The organism is Novosphingobium mangrovi (genome assembly GCF_022818885.1).
Taxonomy (GTDB): Bacteria; Pseudomonadota; Alphaproteobacteria; order Sphingomonadales; family Sphingomonadaceae; genus Novosphingobium; species Novosphingobium mangrovi.
Map to the genome: position 1 here is coordinate 1 of NZ_JALHAT010000020.1, position 12,936 is coordinate 12,936.

10 protein-coding genes and 1 pseudogene are annotated in these 12,936 nt (G+C 65.9%); 8 read left to right on the forward strand and 3 right to left on the reverse strand.

All coding sequences use genetic code 11. The features are described from left to right. Positions 1-41: 41 nt before the first annotated feature. Positions 42-768 (reverse strand): annotated as a pseudogene (locus MTR65_RS20305) (IS5 family transposase). A gap of 359 nt (positions 769-1,127) precedes the next feature. After that, positions 1,128-1,616 (reverse strand): MarR family winged helix-turn-helix transcriptional regulator, encoded by a 489-nt coding sequence (locus tag MTR65_RS11910; protein WP_243800414.1) that lies wholly within the window; start codon positions 1,614-1,616, stop codon positions 1,128-1,130. A gap of 70 nt (positions 1,617-1,686) precedes the next feature. Between MTR65_RS11910 and MTR65_RS11915 the strand changes: the two genes are divergently transcribed. Both MTR65_RS11915 and MTR65_RS11920 read left to right on the forward strand, forming a co-directional pair. Continuing rightward, entirely contained in the window at positions 1,687-2,739 is a 1,053-nt protein-coding gene (locus tag MTR65_RS11915) for an aromatic ring-hydroxylating oxygenase subunit alpha (RefSeq protein WP_243800417.1), read from the forward strand. Next, entirely contained in the window at positions 2,736-3,182 is a 447-nt protein-coding gene (locus MTR65_RS11920; RefSeq protein WP_472977679.1) for a GFA family protein, read from the forward strand. The genes MTR65_RS11915 and MTR65_RS11920 overlap by 4 nt, the downstream gene beginning before the upstream one ends. A 263-nt stretch (positions 3,183-3,445) precedes the next feature. Here the strand turns inward: MTR65_RS11920 and MTR65_RS11925 are convergent, their stop codons facing one another. Next, complete coding sequence (locus tag MTR65_RS11925) at positions 3,446-3,874, reverse strand: Lrp/AsnC family transcriptional regulator (protein ID WP_039390495.1); 429 nt, start codon at positions 3,872-3,874, stop codon at positions 3,446-3,448. Between the two features lie 117 nt (positions 3,875-3,991). Here MTR65_RS11925 and MTR65_RS11930 point away from each other — a divergent pair, with 117 nt between their 5' ends. The 6 genes from MTR65_RS11930 to MTR65_RS11955 all read left to right on the forward strand — a co-directional run bounded on the left by MTR65_RS11930 (position 3,992) and on the right by MTR65_RS11955 (position 12,913). Beyond that, positions 3,992-5,023: an ornithine cyclodeaminase gene (locus tag MTR65_RS11930; protein ID WP_243800422.1), complete on the forward strand. Its 1,032-nt coding sequence runs from the start codon at positions 3,992-3,994 to the stop codon at positions 5,021-5,023. A 32-nt stretch (positions 5,024-5,055) separates the two neighbouring features. Further along, the gene (gene ctlX / locus MTR65_RS11935; protein WP_243800424.1) at positions 5,056-5,958 is read left to right on the forward strand and encodes a citrulline utilization hydrolase CtlX; all 903 of its coding nucleotides are present in this window, start codon (positions 5,056-5,058) and stop codon (positions 5,956-5,958) included. 96 nt (positions 5,959-6,054) lie between these two features. Continuing rightward, a complete protein-coding gene (locus MTR65_RS11940; RefSeq protein WP_226637827.1) occupies positions 6,055-6,615 on the forward strand; it encodes an RNA polymerase sigma factor in 561 nt (186 codons plus the stop codon). Continuing rightward, the gene (locus MTR65_RS11945; RefSeq protein ID WP_243800426.1) at positions 6,612-7,673 is read left to right on the forward strand and encodes a FecR family protein; all 1,062 of its coding nucleotides are present in this window, start codon (positions 6,612-6,614) and stop codon (positions 7,671-7,673) included. Before MTR65_RS11940 ends, MTR65_RS11945 begins: the two co-directional genes overlap by 4 nt. Positions 7,674-7,861: 188 nt before the next feature. After that, on the forward strand, positions 7,862-10,804 hold the full coding sequence (locus MTR65_RS11950; protein ID WP_243800428.1) for a TonB-dependent receptor: 2,943 nt from the start codon (positions 7,862-7,864) through the stop codon (positions 10,802-10,804). Between the two features lie 93 nt (positions 10,805-10,897). After that, positions 10,898-12,913: a S9 family peptidase gene (locus MTR65_RS11955; RefSeq protein WP_243800430.1), complete on the forward strand. Its 2,016-nt coding sequence runs from the start codon at positions 10,898-10,900 to the stop codon at positions 12,911-12,913. Positions 12,914-12,936: the final 23 nt, after the last annotated feature.

Here is a 12,936-nt window from a genome sequence, read left to right on the forward strand (position 1 = left end):
CGACGCGGCAATCACCGCATCACGATGAATCCCCACAAACCCTAGGTCGCGTTGACAAAATGTTTCAGCCACAGCCTGGCGGCGGCGAGGTTGAGGAAGCCGAACATGCGCTCGATGCGATTGCGGTCGCGGTCGCGGTAGCGACGATAGTCGGGATGTTCTGGAGCCTTGCGGTTCGAGCGCGGCGGGACAACGGGTAGGATATTGCTCAGAACCAGTTCCTCACGAAAGCGGTCGCCGTCATAGCCTTTGCCCGCAAGCAAGGCGGTGGGCTTGGGCACTGGCATGGCCATCAGGTGATGGACGCCGCCGTAATCGGATACTTGCCCGCCGGTCATGTGGAAGCCGAGAGGGAGGCCTTGATTGTCGCAGCGGGCATGGACTTTGCACGTAAAGCCGCCGCGTGATCGCCCAAAAGCCTCCTTACAAGCCCCCCTTTAGCGCCCGCGGCCGATACGTGGCCCCGGATCGTGATGCTGTCGATCATGTGTTGCCAGTCGTCGGTCACGCGGAGATCGACCAGCGCTTGTAATATGGCATCCCAGACGCCCTGCTCAGCCCAGCGGCGGAAGCGGACGTAGACTGAATTCCACTTCCCATAACGCTCATGCATATCCCGCCAGGGGCAGCCAACCCGGAGAACGGGCAGCATTCCGTTGAGATAGCGTCGATTATTTCCTGCAGGACGGGCATGCCCGCCTCGCTCGGGGGGGGAAGCAGTGGCCCAATCAAATCCCATTCTGCGTCGCTCAGGTCACCACAATCCATGCCTGTCCTTCCAAAAGGCAGGCTTGAATCAGAATTTCGCCGGACTGGGAATCCCTTTTGTCAACGCGACCTAGCTGAATGGGTGGCCCAATCCGATTGTCGGTTCGACGAACGATGCTCGAATCTCGGAGTGTGCTTTGGAATACCACCTTCCAATGCATTATCGCTCCGCTTAGTGGAGCTTTGACATCGCTCAACCCAGCCCCGCCATTGCATCCCTCCCCACATACGACAAAATCAGCTTGTACATGCGCCCCCCAAGAGGCCTGCCAGCATCACCTTTCCGCTTAGGGCAGTGCTCTGCGCCCAGCCTTGGACTTGCCGCGTCTGGAGTTCTCGGCCTGGCTGTGAGCAAGGTCTCAGTCGCAGTGCTGTGAACAGGCTGCCCGCGCGACCAGAGTTTTGAGAACGCGCAGGAAGACCTCGAAGTCCTCCTCGCCAATGTCGCCCATCCAGTCCTCGACCATGCGCCGCTCGATGGCGCAAGCCTGCGCGAGGCGCTCCTTGCCTCTTGCGGTCAGGGTCAATCCGGTGCGGTTGCGTCCGGGCAGAGCCTCGCGCAGCACCAACCCTTCCTCGTCCATGCGCTGGCTGATCGCCATGGCCGACGCGCGGTTGATCCGCAGTTCGCGCGCCAGGCCGCTTTGCGTGATGCCCTCCTTTTCCTCGACGATGGCAAGTGCGGTCACCCAGCTTGGGCGCAGGCCCAGTGGCTCCAGGCGTTCCCGATAGGTGCCAAGGACCGCCGCGCCGCCATAGCTCAGCCAGACGGCGGGGCGATCACGGAACCGGGCGATGCGCTCCACGTCGGGAATGGAGCGGAATTTCGAGGGTGCAGAAACGGTCACGCAAAAGGACTAGCAAAATCTCATGCGTATGTCATACATACGCTCAAACAAGACAACACTGGAGAGGCTCATGTTCCTTCGCAATTCCTGGTACGTGCTTGGCTGGACGCGCGACCTTGCGCCGGGCAAACCGCTTGGCCGTGTCATCATCGGCGACCCTGTCGTAGTCTGGCGCGACGAAACGACGGGCCGGCTGCACGCGGCCGAAGACCGCTGCCCACATCGCCATGCGCCCCTCTCGATGGGCCGGGTGGAAGGCGATGCGATCCGCTGCATGTACCATGGCATGAAGTTCGGGCCGGACGGGCGCTGCGCCCATGTTCCGCTACTGGAGACACCTCCCAAGGTCGCGATCCGCACCTATCCCGTCGTCGAGAAGGACAGCTGGATCTGGGTCTGGATGGGCGATGCCGACAGGGCCGACGAGGCGCTGATCCCTGATGCCCATGGGATCGACAATCCCGAACAGCCGATGCGGGCCAACAGCATCGAATACGATGCCCACTACCAGCTTGTGCACGACAACCTGTGCGATCTGTCGCATGTCGACTTCGTGCATGAAACGACGCTGCGCATCGCAACAGGGGCCTGGTGGGCGCAGAGCGCGCCGCGCATCACCACGCAGGACCGCTCGGTCCGCTTCGAGCGCTGGTTCGTCGATGCCGATCTGCCCGGCGCGCAGAACGGCGAGACGGTCGACACCTGGATCAGCTACGACTTTCACGTCCCGGGCATCTTCGTCCTGCGCGGCGCCCGCTACCCGGCAGGAACCGCAATGGAGTGCGGGATGAAGGAGCCGGTCGGTATCGAGCCTGTCAGCCGCAACATCGAACAGCAGGCCGTGACCCCGATCGACGCCACGCACACCGCCTATCACTACGCCACAGGCCTCATCGGCAACACGCCCGAGATGACGCGCAAGCTGGCCGAGCGGATGGATGTCGTGATGGCGACCTTCGAGGAAGATCGCGAGATGATCGAGGAGCAACAGAAGATCTGGGACCGGACCGATCCCGAAGTCGAGAAGCTCTTCCTGCCGCAGGACAAGGGCCCCTTCCTGATGCGCAAGATGATGGAGCGGCTGATCCGCGAGGAAGCCGTATCGGAGGAAGAGGACGCATGAGCGCGCCGCTTGATCGCGTAGAACCGTCCCCTTCGCCCCGAACCGGGGGCTGCATGTGCCAGGCTGTCCGCTATGAACTGGAGGGAGAGCCGGAGTGGGTCTGGCAATGCTATTGCCGCGATTGCCAGTTGGCCACAGGGACCGGGCACACCACGATTGCCGGGTTCCACAAGGACCGCGTGACGGTTTCCGGGCCAATCGCAAACTACACGACGACAGGTGACACCGGCGGCCGGGTTTCGCGGCATTTCTGCCCGACGTGCGCGAGCCGGCTGTTCACGACGGGCGATCTTCCCGGCCCCTTGACGATCTTCCAGTCCGGCACGCTCGATGATCCCAACTCGGTCACTCCAACGGCCGCCATCTACGTCAAGGACAAGCTCGCCTGGGACTACATCGATCCGGCACTCCCGCAGTTTCCAGGCATGGAGGATCGCTACTGAATCACCGGAACACCTGCGAACGGACAGGAAGGGGTTTGGAACGATCATATGGGGGTGCGCGGGTTGCCGAAGCTGCAGCCAGCCTGCGAGGCTAGGGCTTGTTACCAAGCAAGGAACCGAACTCCATGTGGCCGCCGATTTTCGTCCGTGGGAAGCAGGCCGACAGCTTGCCCTCCCCTACCGTGTGAGCTGCCAGCTAGCGGCAAATTTCACTTTCAGGGACAAAGGCAAGATGGCCGGGCCCTGCCAGCGTCATGCCAGCGTCATGCCAGCGATCGCAGCAGAATGCTTGTCTCACTGTTGAGGACACCTTCGATCATCCGCACCTCGCGCAGGACCCGGTCGAAGTCGGGAAGCGTCGGGCTGACGATCTCGGCGACAAGGTCCCAGGCGCCGTTGGTGGTGTGCAGGGCATGGATCTCACGGATCCCGCGCAGGAGGCGGATCACCGCATCGGTCGAACGGCCGGCGACCTCGACCAGCATGATCGCCCGGATCGCCCCTGTAGGCGCTTCCTCCTGCGCGCGGATGGTGAAGCCCAGGATCGCGCCGCTCTGCACCAGACGGTCGAGCCGGGTCTGGACCGTCGCGCGCGACACGCCCAGGATCTGCGCGATCTTGGACACGGGCGCGCGGCCATCGGTGCGCAGGATGCCGATCAGGCTCTGGTCCAGCTTGTCGAGAGATATCATGTCAAATTGCCCATCACGGCCATGCAAATAGCCTAATATCCAGCACAAATGTAGCCATTTTCGACATTCACCATGAAACCTGCCTGCCTATCCTGAGCGAAAATCAGGAGACACAGCATGGTACCTTTCATTGGCGTTGCAGATCTTGCCGAGATCGTCGAAGCGGTCGGCCTCGAGGCCTTCCTGCGCGGCCTCGCCGAGCGGATCGAGGCCGATTTCGAGCGCTGGGAGGAATTCGACAAGTCCCCGCGCTACGCCAGCCACGTGCCCGGCGGCGTGATCGAACTCATGCCCGCGGCCGATCGTGAATATTTCGCCTTCAAGCAGGTGAACGGCCATCCCGGGAACACCGCGGCGGGCCTTCAGACGGTCGCGGCGCTGGGCGTGCTCACCCGCGTCGATACCGGCTACCCGGTCATGGTCAGCGAGATGACCTTGCTGACCGCGCTGCGCACGGCCGCGATGTCGGCGCTTGCCGCGCGCTATCTCGCCCGGCCCGCCTCGCGTGTGCTGGCCATGATCGGACAGGGCGCGCAGTCCGAATTCCAGGCGACCGCGTTCAAGGCCCTGCTGGGCATCACCCGCGTGCAGGCCTGGGACATCGATCCGGCCGCTTCGCGCAAGTTCGCCCGGAACCTCGCCGACAGCGGCATTGAGGTCGTGATCGCCCCGTCCGCCGACGAGGCGGTGATCGGCGCGGACATCGTCACCACCGTCACCGCCGACAAGGTGAACGCGCGCATCCTAAGCGCCAACATGACCGGCGCAGGGCTGCACATCAACGCGGTGGGCGGGGACTGCCCGGGCAAGACCGAACTTGCCCCCGAGATCCTCCAGCGCGGCCGGGTTTTCGTGGAGTATACCCCGCAAACCCGCATCGAAGGCGAAATCCAGCAGATGCCGGACGATTTCGAGGTCACCGAGCTGTGGTCGGTCTTCTCGGGCAAGGCGTCCGGGCGCACGAGCGACGAGGAGATCACGATCTTCGATTCGGTGGGCTTCGGCATCGAGGACTTCTCCGCGCTGCGCTATCTCTACGACCTCTTGCCCAAGCACGCGCCGCACACCGAGCTCGATCTCATTGCCCAGCCGCAGGACCCGCGCGACCTGTTCGGCCTGCTCTCGCCCCGCCAGCCCGCACACGCCTGATGCCCTCGGTCCAGGCGCCCGGGGCGGTCGTGATGATCCGCCCCCATTTCTTCGCGCCCAACCCGCAAACCCGATGTGACAACGCCTTCCAGAGCACGGCAGCGATCCGGGCCGATGCCCGCGCGGCGCTGGCCGAGGCCGCCCATGCCGAAGTTTCGTGCGCGGCGGACCGACTGGAGGCGGCGGGGATCCGGGTCCACCTGTTCGAGGACAGCGAGGCGGCGACACCCGACTCGGTCTTTCCCAACAACTGGTTCTCGACCCATTCGGGCGGGCATCTGGCGATCTTCCCGCTCTTCACGCCCAACCGCCGTTCCGAACGCCGCGAGGACATCGTCACCTTCCTCAAGCGGGCCTACCGTGTCCAGGAAGTGACCGACTGGTCGGGGCTGGAACATGATGGGCTCTACCTCGAAGGCACGGGCGCCATCGTGCTCGACCACTGCGAGCGGGTGGCCTATGCGGCCCGTTCCAACCGCGCCAGCGAGGTCCTGCTCGAGCGGTTCTGCACCCGCTTTGCCTTCGAGCCGATGATGTTCGAGGCAATGGACGCAGACGGGATGGCGATCTACCATACCAACGTCATGCTCAGCATTGGCACCAAGCTGTGCGTCGCGGGTCTCGACACGTTGCGCGATGCACGCCGCCGCGATGAACTCTACGCCCGTCTGACCGGCAACGGGCGCGAGCTGATCGCCATCGATCAGCAGCAGGTCGGCGAATTCTGCGGCAACCTGATCGAGCTGGACGGGCGTTCCGGGCCGGTCATCGCGCTGTCGTCGCGCGCTCTGCGCGCGTTCGATGCCCGGCAGATCGCCCGGCTGGAGCGGGCCGCCCGCCTTGTCCCGCTGGACGTGCCGACCATCGAAATGGCCGGAGGCTCGGTTCGCTGCATGCTGGCGGGCGTCCACCTCGCGCCGCGTCCCGCCTCCTGAGGCCCCCATCTCCCGGATCGTGGCAATGTAAAAAGTCCACTTGCATCCCGGTCCGGGATTTGGTCCCCTCGCGCGTGAAGGGAAGCGGCGTCTTCAATGAGTTCCAAATCCACATCGAAGGACGTCGTCACGCCCGCCCCGACCGGTTCGGGCGAGGAGCTCGATCGGCTCTATCGCGGCTACCGGGACCGGCTGCGCCGTTATGTCGCGGCGAACTTCGGCCCCGGTCCACCTGATCCGGAAGACGTCGTCCAGATCGCCTTCGAGAAATTTGCGGTGCGCGAGGACCGTCATGCCATCGAGAGCCCGGAGGCTTTCCTGGCCCGTTCGGCGCGCAACTACGTCCTCGACCAGCGCCGCCGCCAGAAAGTGCGCAGCGACCATGCCGAGGGCGAAAAGATTCTGGGCGCGCTGCATGACGACTGCGATGCCGAGCGCGTCTTATCGGCAAAGCAACGATGGCAGATCCTCGAGCGGACAATTCGCGCGATGGATCCCCGCCGGCAACAGGTCTTGATTATGAACCGCATTCACGGCGTAAGCTACGCAGAGATAGCGCGCCAACTCAAATGCTCGCCGACCCTGGTGAAGATGCACGCGGCCCAGGCCCTCGTGCAATGCGAGCGCGCGCTGAGGGAGGCGGAGGAAGAAACATGACGTCGCAGGCCGCCCGCGAAGACAGGGACCGTATCGACGAGCAGGCGAGCTACTGGGTCGTGCTGGCCAGTGAACGCGAGCTTGGCGCGGAGGAACGGCGCGAACGCGATGCCTGGCGCGCGGCCGACCCGCGCCACGAACGCACCTGGCAGGAGCTTTCGCGCACCTGGGGCGATATCGCCGCCTTGGAAGGCCTCGCCGATCTGGCCCCGCCACCGCCCGAAGCAGAGGCGGACGGCGTGCCTATGCGCTCATTCCTTACCCGTTTCGGACGGCACCCGATGGCATGGGCCGCGATAGCCGCCGTGCTTGTCGCCGTCGTGGCCATCTCGCTGCTGCTGCGCCCGCTTGCCCCGGAACGCTACGAGACCCGCCTTGCCGAGACGCGGCTCATCACGCTGCCCGATGGCTCGCAGGTGACGCTCGCGCCGGCCTCGACGCTCGAGGTGCGCTTTGCCGATGCGCAGCGCCGCGTTGCGCTGACCCGCGGCGAAGCGTTCTTCGAGGTTGTCCATGACGCCAGTCGGCCCTTCACTGTCGAGGCCGGGCCGTCACGCGTGCGCGTGCTGGGCACCAAGTTCGACGTCAACTTCACCAACCAGTCGGTGCGCGTCGCGGTGCTCCAGGGTAAGGTCGAAGTGGCCCATCCCGGAGGCGATGGAGCGCCTTTGCGCGCCACCCGTCTTCGCGCCGGGGAGCGCACCGAGGTCCAGTTTACCACTGCCGCACCAGGCCTGGCAGCACCGGGCCCATCTGGCGAAATGCCCACCGGAGCATCGCGTCCAGCCCCACCATCGCCTGCCCCCTCCCCCGGGGCCTGGCGCGAGGGGCGCCTCGTCTATGACAACGTGCGACTTGCCGATCTCGTCTCCGACGTGAACCGCTACTACGCGCCGGGGGTGACGATGCGCGATCCGGCCATCGGAGACCTGCGCGTCACGGCCGCCTTCAAGGTCAGCGAGATCCCCGCCTTCGTCAGCGCGCTTGACGGGGTCATTCCGGTCACGGCGCAGGAGACCCCGGACGGCGCCTTCCGCCTTGACCGCGCCCGTCGCTGAGAACCTCGCGACCCCGCCCTCCCGACATATTGCATCGCGTGCGGCTCCCTTGTGACAAAAAAATTTCACCTACCCCCTGACGATCGCCTCTCCGCGTGCGTCATCGGGGTGTTGGTCGGTGCATGCGGACACTGCGTCGCGGCACCGGGCAGCGCCACCGTTCAGGGACGGATCAGGGGGAAATGCAAATGTTGAGCCTATTCAAATCGCGTCTGGTGCTGGCCTCGGCGCTCGGGGTTTCGGTGTCGGCACTCGCCACGGCCACGCCGGTCATGGCGCAGACGCAGGTGCGTCAGTTCGATATTCCGGCCCAGGCGCTGGCCTCCAGCCTGCTGGAGTTCTCGCGCCAGTCCGACATCATGGTCGTCGTCGCGCCCGATCTTGCCGCGGGCCGGACGGCGCCTGCGCTGCGCGGTCGCTATGCCAGCGAGGATGCCATCGCCCGCCTGCTGCGGGGAAGCGGCCTTCGCGCGGTGGCCAATGCGCGCGGAGGGTATCGCATCGAACGCGCCGACAGTGCGCCATCCGCGACCCGCCAGGACGCCGCCGCCACGCCGGGATCTTCGGGTGAAGGCATTGTCGTGACGGGCTCGCGCATTGATCTTCCGGGCTACGAATCGCCCACTCCGCTCCTGCGCATGACGCAGGCCGACCTGCAGGTCGTGAGCCGTCCGAACCTGGGCGCCGCCTTCGCCGACCTGCCCCAGTTCAAGGCCGCCGAATCCCCGGTGACGTCGAGCACGAACACCGGCGCGGGGCGCTTTCCGATCAACATCCGTGGCCTTGGCGCGCAGCGCTCGCTCCTGCTCATGGATGGCCGCCGGCTGGTCGACGGGGACCTGAACTCGGTTCCCTCGATCATGATCGCCAACGTCGATGTGGTCACGGGCGGCGCTTCGGCCGCCTGGGGTTCGGACGCGGTCGCAGGCGTCGTCAACCTCATCGTCGACAGCGACTACGAAGGCGTACGTCTGGGCGCCCACAGCGGCATTTCCTCGCGCGGGGACGCGCAGGAGTACGGCATCTCGGGCAAGTTCGGGACGCGCTTCGCCGATGGTCGGGGGCATTTCGTGATCGGCGGGGAATACGTCGACAACAAGGGCATTCCCCGGCGTACCGACCGGGCCAATACCGGCCGCTGGTCGAGCCTTGGCAACACCACGCTGACCCCGAACATCGGCTATGCCACGCGCCTCAAGGGAGGCTACATCACCTCGGGCGTGCTGCAGGGGCAAGGCTTCAACCCGGACGGCACCTTGCGCACCCCCGACATCGGCGCGGTCGTCGGCAGCAGCATGATCGGCGGTGAAGGCCCTTCGAACGATGACTACAGCGTGCTCGTCACGCCCCAGCGCCGCTACGCGATCATGGGAAAGGCGTCCTATGAGCTGACCGACACGCTGCAGATCAGCGCGGACCTTCGCTATTCGCGCTTCTACAATTCCTATGCCTGGTTCGGCAGCCACATCGACAACTGGACGATCCAGGCCGACAACGCCTTTCTCAACAACGATATCCGCCAGGCACTGGCCGCGGCCGGGCAGGGCAGCTTCACGCTGTCGCGCTTCAACGGCGATCTTGCCTTCGCGGACATCGACGTCGACCGCCGCAACATCCAGGGCACGATCGCCCTTGATGGCAGCTTCGGCGACGGACGCTGGCGCTATGGCGCCTATTACAGCCACGGCGAATACCGCAACAAGCTGCGCACGCCGGGCTTCCTCATCGCCGAAAACTTCGCCAACGCGGTCGACGCCGTCATCGACCCGGCCACCGGCGCGCCGGTCTGCCGTGTCGAGCTGACCCAGGGCGTCAGCGGCTGCGTGCCGCTCGACCTCTTCGGCGAGGGCGCGCCCAGCCAGGCCGCCATCGAGTACACGACCGGAACGCCGCGTTTCAACGGGCTCGACAAGCTCGACACCTATGGCGCCTCCCTGCGCGGCGAGCCGGTGGACCTTCCCGCAGGCCCCGTCTCGATTGCCCTGGGTGTCGAGGGGCGCCGTCTCTCCACCCGCGCTAACATCAGCGAGATGGACGCAGCCGGCGCCTTCCGGACCTTCAACTTCAGCGGCTTTTCGGGCAGCTACAACGTGAAGGAAGCCTTCGCCGAAGTCGTCCTGCCGCTCGTCCACGACACCCCGCTGCTGCGCAATCTGCAACTGAACGGCGCGGTGCGCGCCTCCGACTACAGCACGAGCGGCACGATCTGGTCCTGGAAGCTGGGCCTGACCAACGAGTTCTTTCCGGGCGTCATCGGCCGCGTGACCCGTTCGCGCGACATTCGCGCGCCCAATCTTACCGAGCTCTACACCACCCCGACGATGAGCTACGGCGGCATCGTCGATCCGCGCAATCCGGATGCCGGGACGACCAGCACCCTGATCTACGGCGGGGGCAACCCGCAGCTGCAGCCCGAGCTGGCAAACACCTGGACGGCGGGCCTGACGATGGCGCCCCTTCCCGGCCTGACCGCCTCGATCGACTACTTCAACATCGCGATCAACGATGTCATCTCGACATTGGGCGGACAAAACATCGTCGACCGCTGCGAGGCGGGCAACACGAACCTGTGCGGCTACATCAACCGTGACAGCGCGGGCCGGATCACCAGCATCACGTCCTCGCAGGTAAACCTCGCGCAGTTCAAGACCGACGGGATCGACGCCGAGGTGGCCTATAGCCTGCCGCTCAACAATTCGGCGAACGGCCGGATCGACGTGCGTCTCATCGGGACCTGGGTGAACAGCTTCACCCGCGACGATGACATCACCAAGATCGAGTACGTCGGTACGCAGGGCTATGCCTTCAGCGACGGCACCCCGCGCCTGCGCGCCAACCTCTCGCTCGGCTATGCCAGCGACGGGTTCAGCGGTCTCGTGCGCGGGCGGTTCATTTCGGCCGGGTACTGGGACCGCACGCGGCCCACGCTGACCAACAACGACTACGCCGCCTTCATGTATTTCGACCTCAACCTCAGCCAGAAAGTTGCGGTTGCCGGCGGCAAGTCGCTGGAAATCTACGGTAACGTCGCCAATCTGTTCGACAAGGATCCGCCGATCTACTCCACCTTCACGCCGTACTACGACGTGATCGGTCGGTACATGACGATCGGCGTACGCCTCGAGTTCTGATCGGGTCCCGACCGGACTGCGGGGCACGCGTACCTGCCCCGCAGTCCTTTTTCGCGCCTTGAACATCCCGTCAATCGCAAGAGGGCATCGCAGGTGAAGGACCTTTCGCGCGCGGCAACCGCGCAACTCCGGCCGATTCTGCTGGCAGGCGCATTGGCCGCCAGTCTCGGCTCTGCCACCTCCGGCCAGACCGCCGCGCCTCATGATACGGCCGCCCCTGCACCGATGGGGCAGGTCGAACGCCGCATCACACCGAATGACATCATGGGCCTGACCGGGGTCCACGACCCGCAGATAGCGCCCGATGGCACGCGGGTTCTCTACGTCACCCAGCCCCGCCTGGCGACGGGCGCGCCGGAGCACTCGGAAATCTGGATCGCGGCGCACGACCGCGCCTCGCCCCCGGTGCGCCTGACGCAGGGCACGTGGAAGGAGGGGAGCCCGCGCTGGTCGCCCGATGGCACGGCCATCGCCTATATCTCGAACCGCAAGGCATCGGACGACCCGAGCGGCACCGCCACGCGCCAGGTCTGGATCGTGCGCCCCGGCCGCGAGGAACCTCGTCCCCTCACGCGCTTCGCAGATGGCGTGCGCAGCTTTGCCTGGGCCCCAGACGGCCAGAGCCTCGCGGTGCTGGCGCGCGCACCGCGCGAGGACACCGCCCACCCGATCCAGGAGGTCGATGCGCCGGGCGTCCCGGTCGACCTGTGGATCCAGGACCTGGCCTCGGGCGCTGTGCGGCGCATCGCGGTCAAGGGGCGCACGCTGTCCGATGTCAGCTGGTCGCCCGATGGGACGCGCATCGCGGTCCGCGCAGCCGCGACCTCGGGCCTCAACGACCGTTTCTACCATTCCGAACTGCGCGTGCTGGATGTTGCCAGCGGCGCGAGCCTGCGCACCCTGCGCGAGAGCGCCTACAGCGGGGCCAGCTGGTCGCCGGACAGCCGCAAGGTCGCCTTCACCGCGCCGGCCCAAGGGACCATTGGAATCGACGCCTTCGTTGCCGATGTCGCCTCGGGCAGAGTGCGCAAGGTCGGTGCCGAACTCGACGGCACGATCCGGCAGATCGTATGGTCGGGCGAGGCCGACACGCTCCTCGCCCGCGCTGTCGTCCATACCCGCCAGCAGATCGTCCGCATCGACGCCAGGACCGGACGGGCCAGCCCGCACCTGCCCTTTGAGGGACGCATCACGGACTTTTCGGTGGCGGCAGACGGCCAGATTGCCCTCGCGGCGAGTACGCCCGAGCGTCCTGCCGATATCTGGATACACGCGGACGCCAGGCTTGCCGCGCTCACCGATCTCAACCCCCAGGTCCGCGGGATTGCGCTCGGCACCGTCGAGGAGGTGCAATGGACCAGCCAGCGTGACGGGCAGACGATCTATGGCGTGCTGGTGCTCCCCCCGGACCACGTGCCGGGCAGCCCGCGCAAGACGGTCGTCCTCGCGCACGGTGGCCCGCACGAAGCCTGGGCCACGGCCTGGCAGGGCAGCTGGATCGACTGGGCGCAGCTTCTCGCCAGCCACGGCTATGCAGTCGTCCTGCCCAATCCGCGCGGTTCGGCAGGTCAGGGCAACGCCTATGCGCGCGGGGTCATCTCAGGATGGGGCACGCGGGACTACCAGGACCTGACCGACGGCGTGGACATGCTGGTGGCACGCGGCATCGCCGACCCGGCACATCTGGGTATCGGAGGCTGGAGTTATGGCGGCTTTCTCTCGGCCTGGGCGGTGACCCACGACCGCCGCTTTCGCACTGCGGTGATCGGCGCGGCGCCCACCGATCCGCTGACGCTCGCGCTCGCCACCGACACGCCCGACTTCGTGACGGCCTATTTCGGCCTTCCGCCCGAAGCGATCGCCCGGATGGACCGGTCCGCCCCCTTGCGCGCGCTCGACAAGGTCGAGGTGCCGGTGCTCGTCCTTCATGGCGAAGAGGATGTGCGCGTCCCCCTTGCGCAAGGGCTCGCCTTCTATCGCGGCCTGCGCCTGCTCGGGAAGCCGGCCAGCATGGTCAGCTATCCGGGCGAGCCGCACCGGATCGGCGGCGCCGATCATCAACGCGACATCCAGGAGCGCGTGCTCGCCTGGTTCGATGCGCACCTGTGACCCTGTACCCCTGTGACAAGGAG

Coding starts and splice junctions, on each gene's coding strand:
- MTR65_RS11915 (WP_243800417.1), top strand. CDS start 1,687: ATGTTCCTTCGCAATTCCTGGTACGTGCTTGGCTGGACGCGCGACCTT.
- MTR65_RS11920 (WP_472977679.1), top strand. CDS start 2,736: ATGAGCGCGCCGCTTGATCGCGTAGAACCGTCCCCTTCGCCCCGAACC.
- MTR65_RS11925 (WP_039390495.1), bottom strand. CDS start 3,874: ATGATATCTCTCGACAAGCTGGACCAGAGCCTGATCGGCATCCTGCGC.
- MTR65_RS11930 (WP_243800422.1), top strand. CDS start 3,992: ATGGTACCTTTCATTGGCGTTGCAGATCTTGCCGAGATCGTCGAAGCG.
- ctlX (WP_243800424.1), top strand. CDS start 5,056: ATGATCCGCCCCCATTTCTTCGCGCCCAACCCGCAAACCCGATGTGAC.
- MTR65_RS11940 (WP_226637827.1), top strand. CDS start 6,055: ATGAGTTCCAAATCCACATCGAAGGACGTCGTCACGCCCGCCCCGACC.
- MTR65_RS11945 (WP_243800426.1), top strand. CDS start 6,612: ATGACGTCGCAGGCCGCCCGCGAAGACAGGGACCGTATCGACGAGCAG.
- MTR65_RS11950 (WP_243800428.1), top strand. CDS start 7,862: ATGTTGAGCCTATTCAAATCGCGTCTGGTGCTGGCCTCGGCGCTCGGG.